The organism is Micromonospora sp. NPDC006431, from assembly GCF_042870725.1.
GTDB lineage: Bacteria > Actinomycetota > Actinomycetes > Mycobacteriales > Micromonosporaceae > Micromonospora.
In genome coordinates, this window is the sequence record NZ_JBIAHQ010000006.1 from 84,699 (window position 1) to 101,624 (window position 16,926).

A 16,926-nucleotide genomic window follows, 5' to 3' on the forward strand; every position below is an offset into this window, starting at 1 on the left:
CCGGGGTGGGCGGGTCAGGGGTCAGGGCCGCGCGCTCCCGGAGGCTCCGCCGGCGTCCGGCGGGCCGTCGTCGGGCGTGAGCAGGGCGGTCAGCTGGCGCTTCCAGCTCTGCAGTAGCGCGGTACGGCGGGCCGAGTCGTCGCTGAGCAGGTTGGCCACGCCGAGGCCGCGGAGCAGGTCGAGCGTGCTCTGCACCGCTTCCCGTACGCCGGGCCGGCGCTCGTCCACCCCGAGCAGCTCCACGGTGAGCCGGTGCATCTCCCGGCCGACCCGGGCTTCGAGGGGCACCAGGGCGTCCCGCAGTTCGGCGTCGGTGCGGGCGGCCACCCACAGCTCCAGGGCGGCGACGAAGAGCGGCCCGGTGAAGGCGGCGGCGAGCAGGTCGACCACCCGGTCCAGCCGGCGTGGGCCGGCCGGCAGGGCGTCGGCCTCGGTGCGCAGCTCCGCCGCCCGGCGCTCGGTGAGGTGGGTGACGGCGGCGGTGACCAGGGCGGCCTTGGTCGGGTAGTGGTGCAGCTGGGCGCCCCGGGAGACGCCCGCCCGGGCCGCCACGACGGTCGTGGTGGTGCCGGACCAGCCGCGTTCGACCAGGCACTCGACGGTCGCCTCCAGCAGCCGCGCCTGAGTGGCGCGGCTGCGTTCCTGTTGAGGGACGCGGGTCGATGCGACGGACACGGGGACAGGGTGCCGCCCGCGAAACAAACAGTCAAGACTGACTTTTTTCAGGCGTCGGCGCGGCAGTGGGCGTGCGGGGCGCGGCGACGCAGTGCTTCGCAGCCGCTGTGGAGCTGAATCGTCTGCGATATCGCACGACCGACTATCTGGCCGCAGCCTGCGGCGGGTCGGCGGCGCCGCGCACGGACCTCTCCGACCCTGTTGTCCGCGCCGCCGCACGGCGCGCGGCCGACCTCGGCGACGAGCGGCCCATGGCCGAGAAGTCAGCGGCGGTCGGGAGAGCCGGTCGGCGGGCGTCAGCGGCGGGCGCCAGCGGCGGTCGGGAGAGTCGATCGGCGGGCGGCAACGAGGGTCGGGAGAGTCGGTCGGCGGGCGTCAGCGGCCGTCGCGGGGGCTGAAGACGGCGAGGGCCTCGGCGTCGCTGTGCCGCGCGCGGAGGTACTCGTCGGCCCACTCGGCGGCGTCCGGGAAGCCGGACTCGGCCACCACCCGGGCGCAGGCGGCGTCCACGTCGTACCCGGTCCGGCGCAACTGCACGCCTGGGCCGAGCAACGCCCACCAGGCGCCCGCCCCGCCGTACGGCATGCCGACGCTGCCCGGGTTGACCACCAGCCGGCGGTCGACCAGGCGGGTGAACGGCATGTGGGTGTGCCCGCAGACCACCGTGTCCACCTCGGCCGGTACGCCGGCGAAGACCTCCGCCCAGCGTTCCATCCGCGAGTCCACCAGCACGACCTCCTCGTCGTCTCGGGGCGTCGCGTGGCAGAAGAGCACGTCGCCGAGGCCGGCGACCGGCAGCGTGACGGTCAGCGGCAGCGCGGCCAGCCGGGCCAGCTGGTCCTCCCGGAGCTGCTCGGCCGCCCAGTTCGCGACCTCGAACGGCGACTTCCTGCCGGCCCGCGCCTCGACCAGTTCCCGCTCGCCGTTGCCGCCCACCCAGCAGGCCCGGTCCCCGAGCGCGGCGAGCCGGTCCAGCACCTCGACCGGCTGCGGGCCGCTGGCGATGTCACCGGTGAGCACGATCAGGTCTGCCGTGGCGACGTCCGGTTCGGCGAGGACGGCCTCCAGCGCCGGCAGCGCGCCGTGGATGTCGGACAGGACTGCGACACGTTCGAGCATCGCCCCAGCGTTCCCGCCCCACCGGGGCGCGGTCCAGCGATTCTGCGCCGGGCAGACGGATCGGCATCGCCCCGGTCTGCCCAGGCGTGGGTCGGGGCGGGGAACGGCACGGCCCGGACCGCTCAGGGCGGGCCGGGCCGGGAACGAGCCGATGGCCGGGTCGGACCGGCCGGGCGGGGCGTCAGACCCGCGCGCGGCGGGCGAGGCGCTCCGGGTCGAGGATGATGATGCTCTTGCCGTCCAGCCGCAGCCAGCCGCGCGAGGCGAAGTCGGCGAGGGCCTTGTTGACGGTCTCCCGGGAGGCGCCGACGAGCTGGGCGATCTCCTCCTGGGTCAGGTCGTGGGTCACCCGCAGCACGCCGCCGTCCCGGGTGCCGAACCGGCCGGCCATCTGGAGCAGGTTCTTGGCGACCCGGCCCGGCACGTCAGTGAAGATCAGGTCGGCCAGCGAGTCGTTGGTCCGGCGCAGCCGGCGGGCCAGCACCCGCAACAGCTGCTCGGCGATCTCCGGCCGGTTGTTCAGCCAGGGCCGGAGCGCCTGCTTGCGTAGCCGGACCAGCCGGGTGTCGGTCACCGCGGTGGCCGTCGCCGTACGCGGGCCGGGGTCGAAGAGCGACAGCTCGCCGACCATGTCCGAGGGGCCCATCACGGCGATCAGGTTCTGCCGGCCGTCCGCCGCGCGGCGGCCCACCTTGATCTTGCCGGAAAGGAGGATGTAGAGACTGTCGCCGGGCTCGCCCTCGTTGAAGACGACCTCGCCCTTACGGACCTCGATCGTCTCCATCTCCTTGGCGAGCGCCTCGGCAGCCTCCGGGTCGACACCCTGGAAGATCCCGCTGCGGGCCAGTACCTCGTCCATCGCGCACCTCCGCCTGCGCGTGCCGTCCGTCGGCCGGGTCCGCCGTCCGCTGATCCCTCGCGCGCCGCCAGTCTAGGCCCACTTAAGCGGGAATCAGAGGTGCACCCCCTCGGATCATAGGCTCTGGGGCGTGCTGAGCGAGCCGTTCCTGACCACCCGTGCCGAAGACGGATGGAACATCCCATTGCTGGTCTGGCGGGCTGCGGAGCCGCTGCTGGCGGTCGGCAGTGCCCCGCTGGGCGGTGGCATCGGCGTACGTGGGTGGGTGGTCAACGCGACCGTGCCGATGTCGTACGCCCGGGACGACCCGGCCGCCCACCTGGCCGAGCTGGCCGACGGCCTCGACCTGGCCGGGCCCGGGGTGGGGCTGCTGACCGGGGTCGACGTGGCCGAGGTGGTGGCCCGGGCCGACACCGGCGTACGGGCCTGGGCGACCGTCGGGCTGGGCACCCCCGTCTGGGCCGCCGCGCCCGCGCCCGCCGCCCCCGCCCAGCGCGTCGGCACGGTCAACATCGTCGTGTACGTCCCGGCCCGGCTCAGCGAGGCGGCTCTGGTCAACGCGGTGGCCACGGCCACCGAGGCGAAGGCGCAGGCGATCTGGGAACTGGGGTTGCCGGCCACCGGCACCCCCACCGACGCGGTCACCGTGCTCTGCCCGGCCGACGGCGAGGCCGCCCCGTACGGCGGCCCCCGGTCGGCCTGGGGTGCCCCACTGGCCCGGGCCGTGCACGCGGCCGTGCGGGCCGGCGGCACCGGCGCGGTCGTGCCCTGGTCCGACCGTCAGGCAGGCTGAGCCGGATGGGGCCCCGCTCGACCAGACGGGTTTTCCGACCGATCGGCCATCGTCGGAGCGCTTTCCGGACGGTAGCGTCGCGGTCGATGTACGCTTCCGCCACTCTCGCCTCCCGTCTCCCGCGTCGCCTCACCGCCGTCCTCGGCGTCCTGCTCGTCGCCCTGCTCGCCGCCGGCTGCGGCGAGTCCGGCGGGGACGGCTCGACCTGGCACTCGGGCGCGGCCGACGGGTCGGCCGGCAGCACCGTCCCGAACGAGGCGGACCAGCCGGCCAAGTCGGCGGACGAGTCGGGCAAGACGATCTCGCTGGCCGCGACCGGTGACGTGATCATGGGCAACGCCCCGTCCCGGCTGCCGGCCAACGGCGGGAAGGGCTTCTTCGACGACGTCAAGGCGGCGCTCAAGGCCGACCTGGTGATGGGCAACCTGGAGGAGCCGCTCACCGACGACACCGGCACCGGCAAGTGCGGGGCCAACGCGACGAACTGCTTCCAGTTCCGGGCGCCCCCCGGCTACGCCGCGCACCTGCGCGACGCCGGGTTCGAGCTGCTCAACCAGGCCAACAACCACGGCTACGACTACGGCAAGCAGGGCTACGAGAACACCCAGGCCGCGCTGGAGGCGCACGGGCTCAAGCACACCGGCGCGCCGGACCAGATCACCGTGGCCGAGGTGCAGGGCGTGAAGGTCGCGGTGCTCGGCTTCTCGTCGTACCCGTGGTCGAACAGTCTGGTCGACCTCGACGCGGCGAAGAAGGTGGTCAAGACGGCCACCGACATGGCCGACGTGGTCGTGGTGCAGGTGCACATGGGCGCCGAGGGCGCCGACAAGACCCGGGTCAAGCCGGGTACCGAGATGTTCTTCGGGGAGAACCGGGGCGACCCGATCCGGTTCTCGCACGCCGTGATCGATGCCGGTGCCGACCTGGTCATCGGGCACGGCCCGCACGTGCTGCGCGGGATGGAGGTCTACCGGGGGCGGCTGATCGCGTACAGCCTGGGCAACTTCGCCGGCGGTGGGAGGTCGCTGAACCCTTCCGGCCGGTTGGGCTGGGGCGGGGTGCTGAAGGTGTCGGTCAAGGCGGACGGCAGCTTCGTCGAGGGCAAGTTCACCTCGACCGCGATGAACAGCGTGGGGCGGCCGGCGATCGACCGGCAGCACCGTGGCCTCGGGCTGGTCCGCCAGGTGAGCGGGGCCGACTTCCCGAAGACGGGTCCCGAGATCGACGAGTCGGGCCGGATCAGTCCCCCGGCGGGCGCGTAGCGCAGGCCCCCGCGTGGGCCCGCCAGGAGGTCGGCCGCGCGACGTAGGCTGGCCGGCGTGACCACGCGCTCCCCCGAGACCGACCTCGGCCGTACCCGCCGCGCCCGGCGGATCGGCCGGGTGCTGACCGAGACGCACCCCGACGCGCACTGTGAACTCGACCACTCCAACGCGTTGGAGCTGGCGGTCGCCACGATCCTGTCGGCCCAGTGCACGGACAAGAAGGTCAACGAGGTCACCCCGAAGCTCTTCGCCCGCTACCGCACCGCCGCCGACTACGCCGGGGCGGACCGCGCGGAGCTGGAGGAGCTGATCCGGCCGACCGGCTTCTACCGCAACAAGACCAGTTCGCTGATCAACCTCGGCCGCGCCCTCTGCGAGCGGTACGACGGCGAGGTCCCCGGCCGGCTGGCCGACCTGGTCACCCTCCCCGGGATCGGCCGCAAGACCGCCAACGTGATCCTCGGTAACGCCTTCGACGTCCCCGGCATCACCGTGGACACCCACTTCCAGCGGCTGGTGCAGCGGTGGCGGCTGACCACCGAGACCGACCCGGTGAAGATCGAACACGCCATCGGCGCGCTGTACCCGAAGCGCGACTGGACGATGCTGTCGCACCGGATCATCTTCCACGGGCGGCGGGTCTGCCACGCCCGCAAGCCGGCCTGCGGCGCCTGCACGCTGGCGAAGCTCTGCCCGGCGTACGGCACCGGGCCGACCGACCCGGTGGCCGCCGCCAAGCTGCTCAAGGGCCCCCGCGCCCGGGATCTCGCGGCGGCTGTCGGCCTCGACCCGGACCTGGTGCCGCAGCAGGCGGTCGCGGCGGACGTGCCGTGACCGGTCGCCTCGCGTACCTGCTCGTCCCGCTGCTGCTCGCGGTGGCCGGCTGCACCGGCACCACCGCCCAGCAGGAGAGCCCGGTGCCGGCGGCCCGGCCGGAGCGCCCCTCGCCGTTCGCCGACTGCGCCCCGCTGACCGTCGCGCCGCCCTCCGCCGCCCCGGCCCCGGCCGGCAGCCCGGGTGACCCGCTGCCCGAGCTGACCCTCTCCTGCTTCACCGGGGGCGCCCCGGTGTCGCTGCGTGACGTCAAGGGGCCGGCGGTGATCAACGTCTGGGCGTCCTGGTGCCCGCCCTGCCGCAAGGAGCTGCCCGCCTTCCAGCGGCTCAGTGAGCGGGCCGAGGGCCGGTTCCAGGTGATCGGGGTGAACAGCCGGGACAGCCGCGGCGGGGCGCAGTCCATCGGCGAGGACTTCGACGTCCGCTTCCCCATGCTGGTCGACCAGGGGGACGCGTTCGAGCGGGCGCTGCGCCGGAACGCCTTCCCGCTGACCGTCTTCGTCGACGCGGACGGCCGGATCCGGCACACCGACTCGACCGGCGCGCTGGACGACGCCCGCCTCGCCGAGCTGGTCCGCAAGCACCTCGGCGCGGAGGTCACGTGAGCGAGCGGAGCGAGCGAACCATTCGGCTCAGCAGCGTGGCGCCTTGCGCCGCCGCGGAGCGGAGCGAGGCGGTGGCGTGAGCGAGCGAACCATCCGGCAGCCGCCGGGGTGGCTGGACCCGCTGCTCGACCGCCTCGGCACCGCCCGGGCCGAGGATTTCACCCGGCTCACCACCCCGGAGAGCGGCGGCCGGGAGAGCGCGGTGCTGGTGCTGCTCGGCGAGGAGCCGGGGGCCGGCCCGGACGTGCTGATCCTCCAGCGCGCCGCAACGCTGCGCAACCACGCCGGGCAGCCGGCCTTCCCCGGCGGCGCGGCCGACCCGGAGGACGCCGACGCCAGAGCCACCGCGCTGCGCGAGGCGAACGAGGAGGTCGGGCTCGACCCGGGCAGCGTCACCGTCCTGGCCGAGCTGCCCCGGCTCTGGATCCCGGTCAGCGACTTCGTGGTCACCCCGGTGCTCGCCTGGTGGCACGCCCCGCACCCGGTGCATTCCCGCGAGCCGGCCGAGGTGGCGCACGTCGCCCGGCTGCCGGTCGCCGAGCTGGTCGACCCGGAGAACCGGATGCGGGTACGCCATCCGAGCGGCTGGATCGGACCGGCCTTCTCGGTACGCGGGATGCTGGTCTGGGGCTTCACCGCCGGGGTGCTGAACACGCTGCTGGAGATGGGCGGCTGGGCCCGTCCGTGGCCGCGTTCCCGGGTGGTGGAGCTGCCCCCGACCGGGGCCGCCCCGGCGCCCTCGGCCGGCACCGACGAGGTCGACGAGAGCCCGGTCCGCTGAGCCGTGGCGGTGACCTCCACCGACCGGACGGTCACGTTCCGCGAGCGCTGAACCCCCGGCGGGCCCGCTGCCCGTACCCTTGACGGGTGTCGGCCGTGGATCTGGTCCTGCTTCTGCTCATGCTCGTGTTCGCGATCAGCGGATACCGCCAGGGCTTCGTCATCGGGGCGCTGTCCTTCTCCGGCTTCTTCCTCGGCGCGCTGCTGGGGCTCCAGGTCGGCCCGCTGGCGGCCCGGCAGTTCACCGACAGCGGCGCCCGGGTGCTGATCTCCCTGGTGGCGATCTTCGGGCTCGCCGTGATCGGCCAGGCGCTCGCCGGCTGGCTCGGTGCCAACCTGCGGGCCGCGATCACCGGCCGCGCCGGGCGGAAGATCGACGACATCGGCGGGGCCCTCATCTCGGTCTTCGCGGTCATGCTGGTGGCCTGGCTGGTGGCAGTGCCGCTGGGCTCCTCGTCGCTGCCCTGGCTGGCCTCCTCGGTCCGCAACAGCGCCCTGCTCACCGTGGTCGACCGGGTCCTGCCCGACAAGGCGCAGCAGCTCTCCACGGCGCTGCGCGACACCGTCGACACCAATGGCTTCCCGGACGTCTTCGGTGACCTGGCACCGACCCGCGCCCGCCAGGTCGCCCCGCCGGACCCGGCGCTGGCCGGCTCCGAGGTGGTGGCGAACAGCCAGCGGTCGGTGGTGAAGGTGTTGGGCTCCGCGCCGAGCTGCGCCCGCCGCATCGAGGGCTCCGGCTTCGTGTACGCGGACGACCGGGTGATGACCAACGCGCACGTGGTGGCGGGCACCCGTTCGGTGGCGGTGGAGCTGCGCGGCGAGCGGTACGACGGCGAGGTGGTCGTCTACGACCCGGCCCGGGACCTGGCCGTGCTGCACGTGCCGGGGCTGCCCGGTCCGTCGCTGCGCTTCGCCGCCGGGTCGGTCGGCAGCGGGGCGGACGCCATCGTGCTGGGTTTCCCCCTCGACGGCCCGTACGACGCCCGCCCGGCCCGGATCCGGGACGTCGACCGGATCACCGGGCCGGACATCTACTCCTCCGGGGACGTGACCCGGGAGATCTACACGATCCGGGCGCTGGTGCGCAGCGGTAACTCGGGCGGACCGCTGGTCTCCTCGAACGGGCTGGTGCTCGGGGTGATCTTCGCGGCGGCGGCCGACGACCCGAACACCGGCTTCGCGGTGACCGCCGCCGAGGCCCGGTCGGTGGCGCTGGCCGGCGCGGAGCGTACCCGGGCGGTCGGCACCGGCGACTGCACCTGAGCCGACCGGCGGCGCCCGACCGCCCGACCGGCGCCGGCAGCCCACGTCCGGCGCGGTCGGATCGACCTACAGTTGCGTGCCGTTCCGGCGGGGATCGGCGAGTTCCGGCTCGACGCCCTCGTGTACGGTCCGCGCCCGGCGGTGACCGGTCCGGGCCCGCCAGGCGCTGAAGGCGGCCGTGGTGGCGGCGAGCACCGCCACGCCGAGCAGCCACCCGCCCACCACGTCGCTGGTCCAGTGCACCCCCAGCGCGATCCGGCTGAGGCCGGTCACCACGGCGATCAGCACCGCCGCGGTCCAGAGCGACCAGCGCAGCAGCCGCCGGCCCCGGGTGAACGGCAGGAAGACCAGCAGCAGCACCCCGGAGGCCAGGGTCGCGTTCAACGCGTGCCCGGACGGGAAGGCGAACCCGGCCGCCCGGGCCACCGGGTCGAGCAGGTCCGGCCGCTGCCGGCCGACCAGCACCTTGAGCAGGGCGCCGAGCAGGCCGCCGACGGTCATCGTGGTGACCACCCAGAGGGCCAGTCGCCGGGCCCGGCGGAGCAGCAGCCAGGCCACCACGACCGCCGTGGCGGCGCGCAGCGGGTTGGGCGCGAAGACGTCCGTCCAGACGCTCATCAGCCGCACCCACGCCGGGTGGTGGAGGGCGTACCGGTGCAGCGCGTCGGTGACCGTGGTGTCCAGCCGGAACAGGGGCGGCCAGGCGGCCAGCACCAGGAGCGCCAGCAGGGCGAACGGCACCAGCACCAGGAACGCCGCGGCGGCGGCCAGGGTGAGCCGGAGCCCCAGCGAATCGTCCGGGTCCAACCGGCGGGTCCGCCAGGACCGCCGGCCGCCCGCAGCCGACGCGTTCATGTGCTGACCACTACCCACGGCAGCTCCCGGCCAGACCGCGGCCCGGGTCAGCGGCGCGACTGGCGGAGCCGGCGGACCACCAGCGCGGCACCGGTGACCAGGGCGACGAACAGGGCGAGCCCGGTCCAGAGCCGCTCCGGCGCCGGGTCGTCGGTCTGGCCGGCCGGGTGGGCCGCCCACGGGGGCTGCTTCTTCGGCGCGGCGAAGCCGAACGGATTGGCGCCCTGCCCGGCGGCGGCCCGGGTGTCCGGCCCGGTGCCGGGTGCCGGGCCGAAGCCCACCACCCCGGGGGAGTCGTTGTCGTCCAGCGGATTGCGCCCCACCGACGGCACGTCCGTGGTCAGCGCGGCCACCGGGTCCACCATGCCGTAGCCGAACCGGTCGTCGCGGCCGGTCGGGCCCAGGTCCCGCGCGGTCTTGATGATCCGGTTGACGACGTCCCCGGCGGACATCTGCGGGTACCGGGCGCGGATCAGGGCGGCGGTCGCCGCGACCAGCGGGGAAGCGAAGCTGGTGCCCTGCACCCGCCAGTAGCCGCTGGCGGGGCGGGCTCCGTAGAGCGCGGTCGCGGGCGCGGTGACCACGGTCTCGTGGCCGGTGATCGAGCCGGACCACAGGTTCTTGGTGTTGCGTTCCAGGCCGGCCACGGCGATCACGCCCGGCTCCCGGGCCGGGTACCAGACCTTGGGGCTGTTCGAGGTGGCCAGGTTGCCGGTGCAGGCGACCACCACGACGTCGCGGGCGAAGGCGTAGTCGAGGGCGGCGGCCAGGGCCGGGCTGTCGCTGCTGCCGCCCAGGGACAGGTTGATCACGCGGGCGCCGTTGTCGACCGCCCAGCGCACCCCCTTGGCGACGATCATCGCGTCGTCGTACCGGTTCTCGTCGTCGAGCACCCGGACCGGGAGGATCTTGGCATCGGGCGCGAGGCCGACCACGCCCCGGTCGTCGTCGGCGCGTCCGGCGATCAGCCCGGCGACCGTGGTGCCATGACCCACCGGGTCCGGGCCGTCGGCCCCGTCCGGCGAGACCAGGTCGATGCCGGGGAGCACCTGGCCGGCCAGGTCCGGGTGGGAACCGTCCACTCCGGAGTCGATGACCGCGACCACCACACCGCGTCCCGTCGACCCACGCCAGGCGGTCTTCGCCCGCAGCTCGTCGAGCTGCCACTGCTCCTCGCGGACCTGGTCCACCCGGCTGGGCGCCGGCGACAGCCAGGCCGGCCCCGGGGCGGCGGTGGCCGGGGCGGCGTGCGCGGGCGGGGCCAGCGGGGCGGCCACGGTGGCGAGCGCACCCGCCGCACCGAGCAGCGCGCGCCCGACGAGCCGTCGGGCCGCCCTCGCTGACTGCCGATCCCCGGTCACATTCCCCAGCCGTTCATCGCCACCGAAACATGCTGCTCGGAGATTACCGGTTTTCCCGTACGCCACGGTGCCGGTCACGGACACCGTCACCCGGCCGGCAGGTGGGCCAGCTGCACCAGGCGTACGCCCTCCCGGCGGGTGACCAGGCGGCCCCGGCCGGGCGGTAGCGGACCGGCCTTCACCTGACCGACGAGCGGGCCCTCCTCCGGGGCGCCCGACATCACCAGACCGGCGGTGGAGAGTTCCCGCAGCCGCTGGATGATCGGTTCGTACGAGGTCCGGCCGGCCCCGCCGGAGCGGCGGGCCAGCACCAGGTGCAGGCCGACGTCCCGGGCGTGCGGCAGGTGCTCCTCCAGGGCCCGCAACGGGTTGCTGGGGCCACCGGCCACCAGGTCGTAGTCGTCCACCAGCACGAACAGCTCGGGCCCGGTCCACCAGGACCGGCTGCGCAGCTCGGCCGGGGTGACCTCCGGTCCGGGCAGGCGCCCCTGCAGATAGCTGGCCGCCGACTCGATCAGCTCGGTGGTGTGCGGCGCGGCCGTGCCGTACCCGATCAGGTGCGCCGTCTCGATCGTGCCGATCAGGCTGCGCCGGTAGTCCACCAGGATCACCCGGGCCTGCTCCGGGGTGAACCGGTTGACGATCGAGGTGGCCAGCGCGCGCAGGAACGACGACTTGCCGCACTCGGCGTCGCCGAAGACCACGAAGTTCGGCTCGGTGGCGAAGTCCAGCGCCACCGGGCGCAGGTCCGCCTCGGCCACCCCGATCGGGAAGGCCAGCCCGCTGGTCGCCTGCTGGTCCAGCTCGGCGTACGGCAGCACCGGCGGGAGTAGCCGGACCCGGGGTGCGCAGGGCCCGGTCCAGGCCCCGGCGACCGCCTTGACCAGGTCGGTGGTCTCCGCGCCCAGGCCGGCCACGCGCGGCTCGGCGGCGAGGAAGTGCAGGCCGCCCGCGGTGATCCCGCGTCCCGGCTGCTCCTCCGGAACGGTCGCGGCGACCGGTCGCTTCACCACCACCGAGTCGGCCGGGTCGCCGAGGCGCAGTTCCAGCCGCGAGCCGAAGAGGTCCCGGATCGCCGGCCGGAAGTCCGACCAGCGCAGGGTGGTGGCCACCACGTGCACCCCGTAGGCCAGGCCCCGGGTGGCCAACTCGGTGACCAGCGGTTCCAGGTCCTCGTAGTCGTTGCGCAGGCTGTTCCAGCCGTCCACGACCAGGAAGACGTCGCCGAACGGGTCGGTGCCCGGCTGCCCGCCGGCCAGCGCCGCCGCCCGCCGCCGGCGCCAGGCCGCCATCGACTCCACGCCCGCCTCGGCGAAGCGCCGCTCCCGTTCGGCCAGCAGGGCGGCGATCTCGCCCACGGTCCGGCGTACGGCGGTGGCGTCGGCGCGCCCGCTGACCCCGCCCACGTGCGGCAGGTCGCGCAGCGCGGCGAGCGCCCCGCCGAGGTCCAGGCAGTAGACCTGTGCCTCGGCCGGGGTGTGGGTGAGCGCCAGCGCGCAGATCAGCGTCCGCAGCAGGGTGGACCGGCCGCTGCGGGTGGTGCCGACCACGGCGACGTGCCCGGCCGCCCCGTCCAGGGCCAGCCAGTACAGGTCCCGCCGCTGCTCGAGCGGTTTGTCCACCACGGCCACCGGCACCTGGAGGGCGCCGTGCAGCTCGGGGTTGCCCACGGTCAGCCCGCGAACCGGGTCGGGACCCACCGGCCCGAACAGCTCGTCCAGGGCGGGGGACTCGTGCAGCGGCGGCAGCCACACCTGGTGCGCCGGCGGGCCCTGCCCGGCCAGCCGCCCGACCAGCAGGTCGAGCAGGGATTCGGTCACCTCCTCGGCGGCGGGGAGCGCGGCCGGGGCGGCCGGTTCGGGCAACGGCACCGGATGGGTGGAGAAGGCGTGCAGCCGGGGCGGTCCGGCGCCGCGCGTACCCGCCGCGTCGGACCGGCGGCGCACCGGGCCGGAGACGTACGCGGCCTTGAACCGGACCAGCGGGTCGGTGCCCGAGCGCAGGTAGCCGTGCCCGGGGGAGCGGGGCAACTCGTGCGCGTCCGGCACCCCGAGCACCGTCCGGGACTCCAGCGCCGAGAAGGTCCGCAAGCCGATCCGGTACGACAGGTGCGTGTCCAGCCCGCGCAGCCGTCCCTCCTCCAACCGCTGCGAGGCCAGCAGCAGGTGTACGCCGAGCGACCGGCCGACCCGGCCGATCTGGACGAAGAGGTCGATGAAGTCCGGCTTGGCCGAGAGCAGTTCGGAGAACTCGTCGCAGATGAGCAGCAGCGACGGCAGCGGGGCGAGTGGGCTGCCGGCCGCCCGGGCCCGCTCGTAGTCGCGCAGGCTGGCGAAGTTGCCGGCCCGGCGGAGCAGCTCCTGTCGGCGCGTCAGCTCACCGTTGATCGCGTCGACCATGCGGTCGACCAGGGGCAGCGCGTCGGCCAGGTTGGTGATCACCGCGGCGGTGTGCGGCAGCCGCTCGAAGGGCGCGAAGGTGGCCCCGCCCTTGAAGTCGACCAGGACGAAGTTGAGCTGCTCCGAGCTGTGCGTGGCGGCCAGCCCCAGCACCAGCGTCCGGAGCAGCTCCGACTTGCCGGAGCCGGTCGCGCCGATGAGCAGGCCGTGCGGGCCCATGCCGTCCTGTGCGGACTCCTTGAGGTCCAGCTCGATCGCGCCGCCGTCGGCGCCCACCCCGATCGGCACCCGCAGCCGGTCCCGGGCGGCCCGGGGGGCCCAGCCCTGCTCGGCCGTGAAGTTCTCCGGGTCACCGGTGCCGAGCAGTTCGGGCAGGCCGGGTTCGGCGCCGGGCGGGGCGTCGGGTCCGCGTACCGTGCCGGCGAGCCGTAGCGGGGCGAGCCGGCGGGCGACGGCCTCGGCGTCGGCGAGGGCCAGCCCGTCCGCGGTGCCGACCTCGGCGTGCCCCTCGGCGGAGTGCGAATGCAGCCGGCCGTCGGCCAGGTCGAGCAGGAGGGCGTACCGGTCGAGCAGGCGGGGCGGCGGGGTGTCCAGGTCGAGCACGGTGACCGCGTCGATGCCGCCGTCCCCGGCGAGGTCGGTGGCCCCGGTCAGGTCGCCGCCGTCGAGCACCACCACCACGTGCGGTCCGTCGGTGGCCGGACCGGCCGGGCTGAACCGGGAGCGGCTGGCCAGCACCTCGTCGAGCAGCCGCTCCAGCTCGGCGGCGGAGCTGGTGACCAGCCGGACCGGGCCGAGCGCGTCGGTGCGGCTCGGGTGGTGGGCGTGCGGCAGCCACTTGACCCACTCCCAGCACGCCCGCCGCTCGGGACCGGCGCAGACCGCGATCAGCAGTTCGTCCGGGGCGTGGAAGACGGCGAGCTGGGTGAGCATGGCCCGGGCCAGCGCCTGCGCGGCCGGCGAGCCGGCCCCGCGTGGGTCGAGTTGTCGCACGTCCGGGCCACGCACGAACACCCGGGCGAAGCTGCGCAGCGACAGCGCCACCGGCAGGTCCGGCACCACCGCGTACGCGTCGAGGAAGCGCCGCAGCGCCCCCGCCGTCATCGGCTCCAGTTCCTCCAGCGGCCGGGTGACCGGGGGGACCAGCGGGGTGGCCAGCGTCTGCGGTCCGACCCCGACCCGGACCACGGCGAAATCGGGGTCGCCCGGCCGCCGCTCCCAGACTCGATGGCTGTCCACGGTCGACCAGAGCCGGCCGGGGTCGGGGTGCCGGTAGTAGAGCCCGGCCCGCTGCGCCCCGGCGGTCTCCCGGACCCGGCGCCGCAGCGTGGCCAGGTGCCGCAGGTAGTCCCGGCGGGCGGCCATCAGCTCCGACTTTCTCGGGCCGGCGCTGCCCCAGGAGGTCACCAGCATCGCCAGCGAGGAGAGCCCGAACATGCCGCCCACCACGTACGAGTAGGCCCCGCCGCCCCGGCCGAACATCATCGCCATCGCCACCGTGCCGCCGAGCATGGGCAGCACCATCAGCGCCTGCTGCCAGCGCCCGCCGGTGGCCACCGGGATCTCCGGCGGTGCCTCGACGGGCAGCTCGCCGGCCGGTATCTCCGGTGCCGGACGGCGTGCCGGCCGCTTGATGACCACAGTGGACACACAGCCTCCCATGGCTCTCGGTAACCTGAGCCTGGCTCATCGTAGGTAAAGTCCTGTCGTCCGTCAGCCGCCGTTGCCGCTCACCATGGAGAGATATCGATGACAAGCGGGCTCGCCCGGGTCACCATCAGCGCTCCGCAGCGCCGGGTGGACGTGGCCCTGCCGGAGCAGGTGCCCCTGGCCGAGCTGCTGCCGGAGGTGCTCCGGCACGCCGGCGAGGGGTTGGCCGACGACGGGGAGCGGCACGGCGGCTGGGTGCTGCGGCGCACCGACGGCGCGGTGCTGGCCACGGCGCAGGCGTTGCTGCCCCAGGGCGTCCGCGACGGCGAGGTGCTGCACCTCGTCCCGGCCCGTGCCGAGTGGCCCGAGCTGGAGTACGACGACGTGGTCGAGGCGATCGCCGTTGGAGCGCGCCGCCGGGGTGCCGCCTGGTCGCCCGCGGCCACCCGGGCCGCCACGCTGGCCGGGGCGGGCGTGCCGCTCGCCGTGGGGCTGCTCGCCGTGCTCGCCGCCGGGCCCGAGCACCGGAGCGGCTGGCCGGTCGCCATCGCGGTGGCCCTGCTCCTCGTGCTCGCCGCCACCGCCGCCTCCCGGGCGTACGGGGACGCGCCGATCGGCGCGACCCTCGGCGGGTACGCCCTGCCGTACGCCGCCGCGGCCGGCGCCCTCACGGTCGGCTCCGGCGACCCGGTCGGCCCGTTCGGGCCGCTGCGCTGGGTGGGCGCGCCCGAGCTGCTGGCCGGCTCGGTGGCGCTGCTCCTGGTGTCGGTGCTCGGCCTGTTCGGGGTGGCCAGCCGGTCCCGGGTCGTCGTGGCCGGCGCGACCACCGGCGCGGGCGGCGTGCTCGCCGCCCTCGGCGGGTTCCTGCTCGACCCGGCCGGCGCCGCCGCCGTGCTGTTCTGCGGGCTGGTCTTCGCGCTCGGCGGGCTGCCCCTGCTGGCCATCCGGCTCGGCAAGCTGCCGCTGCCGCCGATCACCCTGCCCGTCACCACCCCGGCCGGCGCTCCCGACGGGGTCCGCGACCTGCCGGATCAGGGGCGGGTGCACGCGGCGGTGGCCCGGACCGAGGAGATGCTGACCGGGATGCTGCTCGGGCACGCCGTGCTGGCGGTCGCCGCCACGGTGGTGCTCGCCACCGCCGGCGGGCTGGCCGGGCGGCTGCTGGCGGCGGCCGGCTGTGCGGTGCTGCTGCTGCGCTCCCGGCTCTTCGTGGCGGTCCGCCACCGGGTGCCCGCGGTGGCCGCCGGGCTGGCCGGGTACGCCCTGCTCGGCGCGGTGCTCGCCGACCGCGCCGGTCCGACCGGCCGGCTCGCGCTGGCCGTCGGCGGGCTCGTCCTGGCCCTGGTCGCCGTGGCGGCCGGCGCCCGGTACGCCCAGCGGCCGGTCTCCCCGTACCTCGGTCGGCTGGCCGACCTGACCGACACCGCGCTGGTGGTGTCCCTGGTGCCGGTGGCCTGCGCGGTGCTCGACCTCTACGACCGGGCTCGCGGGCTGCTCGGCTGAGCCAACGCGTGGGCCCGGGTCGCTCGGCTGAGCGGCCCGGGCCCGTCGACGTCGAAGATCAGTGCTCGCCGCGCTCGGCGGCCTCCTTGGCGCGTTGGTACGAGGCCTGGATCTCGGCCTCGGCCTCGGTACGGCCCACCCAGGTCGCGCCCTCGACCGACTTGCCCGGCTCCAGGTCCTTGTACACCTCGAAGAAGTGCTGGATCTCCAGCCGGTCGAACTCGCCCAGGTGGTGGATGTCCCGCAGGTGCTCCTGGCGCGGGTCCTCGTAGGGGACGCAGAGGACCTTGTCGTCGCCGCCCTTCTCGTCCGTCATCCGGAACATGCCGATGGTGCGGCAGCGGATCAGGCAGCCCGGGAAGGTGGGCTCGGGGACCAGCACCAGCGCGTCCAGCGGGTCGCCGTCCTCGCCCAGCGTGCCCTCGATGAAGCCGTAGTCAGCCGGGTACTGCGTGGAGGTGAAGAGGGTGCGGTCCAGCCGGATCCGGCCGGTCGCGTGGTCCACCTCGTACTTGTTGCGGTGACCCTTGGGGATCTCAACCGTGACGTCGAAATCCATCTCGCACGCTCCCTCGTTTGCCCACGCTGGCTAACGGAAACCAGTGGCGCCGCTCCCAGGGAAGGGTGAATGACCCCCGCCGGCTCCGGCCGCCGCATAGTGTTCGGACCGAAGTAGTGTCACCCAGGGTGCTTTTGAGCGGGGGAGGAGGGGGTCGTGGGGAGGGAAGATTCACACTACCGCCCCGAGGGGGTTGACGGGCGGAACTTCGGCGGTTCCGGCTCCGGCGGTGCCACCGGCCGGGTACCGGTCCCCGAAGCGCACCTTCCGCGTACCCCGGGGCGGGCGACCGGGTCCGCGTCCGTCGGCCGCGACCCGCATGGGTACGGCGCCAACCCGCTGGGCCGGGCCGACCCGGGGCAGTACGGCCCGGGCCCGACCGCCCCGCTGAACTGGCCCACGC

Annotated in this window: 14 protein-coding genes; 7 read left to right on the forward strand and 7 right to left on the reverse strand. The window is 75.0% G+C overall.

The window, feature by feature from the left end; all coding sequences use genetic code 11:
• Window positions 1-21: 21 nt before the first annotated feature.
• The 3 genes from ACFYM6_RS13605 to ACFYM6_RS13615 form a co-directional block, all read right to left on the reverse strand.
• Window positions 22-675 carry a TetR/AcrR family transcriptional regulator gene (locus ACFYM6_RS13605; protein ID WP_387275222.1) on the reverse strand — a complete coding sequence of 218 codons (654 nt, stop codon included), beginning with the start codon at window positions 673-675 and terminating at the stop codon, window positions 22-24.
• A 375-nt stretch (window positions 676-1,050) separates the two neighbouring features.
• Window positions 1,051-1,794 carry a metallophosphoesterase family protein gene (locus ACFYM6_RS13610; RefSeq protein ID WP_387275224.1) on the reverse strand — a complete coding sequence of 248 codons (744 nt, stop codon included), beginning with the start codon at window positions 1,792-1,794 and terminating at the stop codon, window positions 1,051-1,053.
• A 181-nt stretch (window positions 1,795-1,975) separates the two neighbouring features.
• Window positions 1,976-2,653: a Crp/Fnr family transcriptional regulator gene (locus ACFYM6_RS13615; RefSeq protein ID WP_007073398.1), complete on the reverse strand. Its 678-nt coding sequence runs from the start codon at window positions 2,651-2,653 to the stop codon at window positions 1,976-1,978.
• Between the two features lie 130 nt (window positions 2,654-2,783).
• On the opposite strand from ACFYM6_RS13615, the gene ACFYM6_RS13620 reads away from it, so the two are divergent.
• From ACFYM6_RS13620 to ACFYM6_RS13645, 6 genes are all read left to right on the forward strand, one after another.
• The gene (locus ACFYM6_RS13620; RefSeq protein ID WP_387275226.1) at window positions 2,784-3,446 is read left to right on the forward strand and encodes an adenosylcobinamide amidohydrolase; all 663 of its coding nucleotides are present in this window, start codon (window positions 2,784-2,786) and stop codon (window positions 3,444-3,446) included.
• An 86-nt stretch (window positions 3,447-3,532) separates the two neighbouring features.
• Window positions 3,533-4,708, forward strand: coding sequence for a CapA family protein (locus tag ACFYM6_RS13625; RefSeq protein WP_387275228.1), 1,176 nt, complete (start codon window positions 3,533-3,535; stop codon window positions 4,706-4,708).
• 57 nt (window positions 4,709-4,765) lie between these two features.
• Window positions 4,766-5,545 (forward strand): endonuclease III, encoded by a 780-nt coding sequence (gene nth, locus ACFYM6_RS13630; protein WP_357439480.1) that lies wholly within the window; start codon window positions 4,766-4,768, stop codon window positions 5,543-5,545.
• The gene (locus ACFYM6_RS13635; protein ID WP_387275230.1) at window positions 5,542-6,150 is read left to right on the forward strand and encodes a TlpA family protein disulfide reductase; all 609 of its coding nucleotides are present in this window, start codon (window positions 5,542-5,544) and stop codon (window positions 6,148-6,150) included. The genes nth and ACFYM6_RS13635 overlap by 4 nt, the downstream gene beginning before the upstream one ends.
• A 91-nt stretch (window positions 6,151-6,241) precedes the next feature.
• The gene (locus tag ACFYM6_RS13640) at window positions 6,242-6,931 is read left to right on the forward strand and encodes an NUDIX hydrolase (protein ID WP_387275562.1); all 690 of its coding nucleotides are present in this window, start codon (window positions 6,242-6,244) and stop codon (window positions 6,929-6,931) included.
• Between the two features lie 86 nt (window positions 6,932-7,017).
• Window positions 7,018-8,196 carry a MarP family serine protease gene (locus ACFYM6_RS13645; RefSeq protein WP_387275232.1) on the forward strand — a complete coding sequence of 393 codons (1,179 nt, stop codon included), beginning with the start codon at window positions 7,018-7,020 and terminating at the stop codon, window positions 8,194-8,196.
• 66 nt (window positions 8,197-8,262) lie between these two features.
• Here ACFYM6_RS13645 and ACFYM6_RS13650 read toward each other — a convergent pair whose 3' ends face one another.
• From ACFYM6_RS13650 to eccCa, 3 genes are all read right to left on the reverse strand, one after another.
• The gene (locus tag ACFYM6_RS13650) at window positions 8,263-9,051 is read right to left on the reverse strand and encodes a phosphatase PAP2 family protein (protein WP_387275564.1); all 789 of its coding nucleotides are present in this window, start codon (window positions 9,049-9,051) and stop codon (window positions 8,263-8,265) included.
• A 47-nt stretch (window positions 9,052-9,098) separates the two neighbouring features.
• Window positions 9,099-10,412, reverse strand: a complete 1,314-nt coding sequence (gene mycP / locus ACFYM6_RS13655) for a type VII secretion-associated serine protease mycosin (protein WP_387275233.1) — start codon at window positions 10,410-10,412, stop codon at window positions 9,099-9,101.
• Window positions 10,413-10,498: 86 nt separating this feature from the next.
• Window positions 10,499-14,461, reverse strand: coding sequence for a type VII secretion protein EccCa (gene eccCa, locus ACFYM6_RS13660; RefSeq protein WP_387275235.1), 3,963 nt, complete (start codon window positions 14,459-14,461; stop codon window positions 10,499-10,501).
• Window positions 14,462-14,560: 99 nt separating this feature from the next.
• On the opposite strand from eccCa, the gene eccD reads away from it, so the two are divergent.
• Window positions 14,561-15,964, forward strand: a complete 1,404-nt coding sequence (gene eccD / locus ACFYM6_RS13665; RefSeq protein ID WP_387275237.1) for a type VII secretion integral membrane protein EccD — start codon at window positions 14,561-14,563, stop codon at window positions 15,962-15,964.
• 58 nt (window positions 15,965-16,022) lie between these two features.
• On the opposite strand, the gene ACFYM6_RS13670 is transcribed toward eccD, so the two are convergent.
• Window positions 16,023-16,523 carry an inorganic diphosphatase gene (locus tag ACFYM6_RS13670; protein WP_073837705.1) on the reverse strand — a complete coding sequence of 167 codons (501 nt, stop codon included), beginning with the start codon at window positions 16,521-16,523 and terminating at the stop codon, window positions 16,023-16,025.
• Window positions 16,524-16,926: the final 403 nt, after the last annotated feature.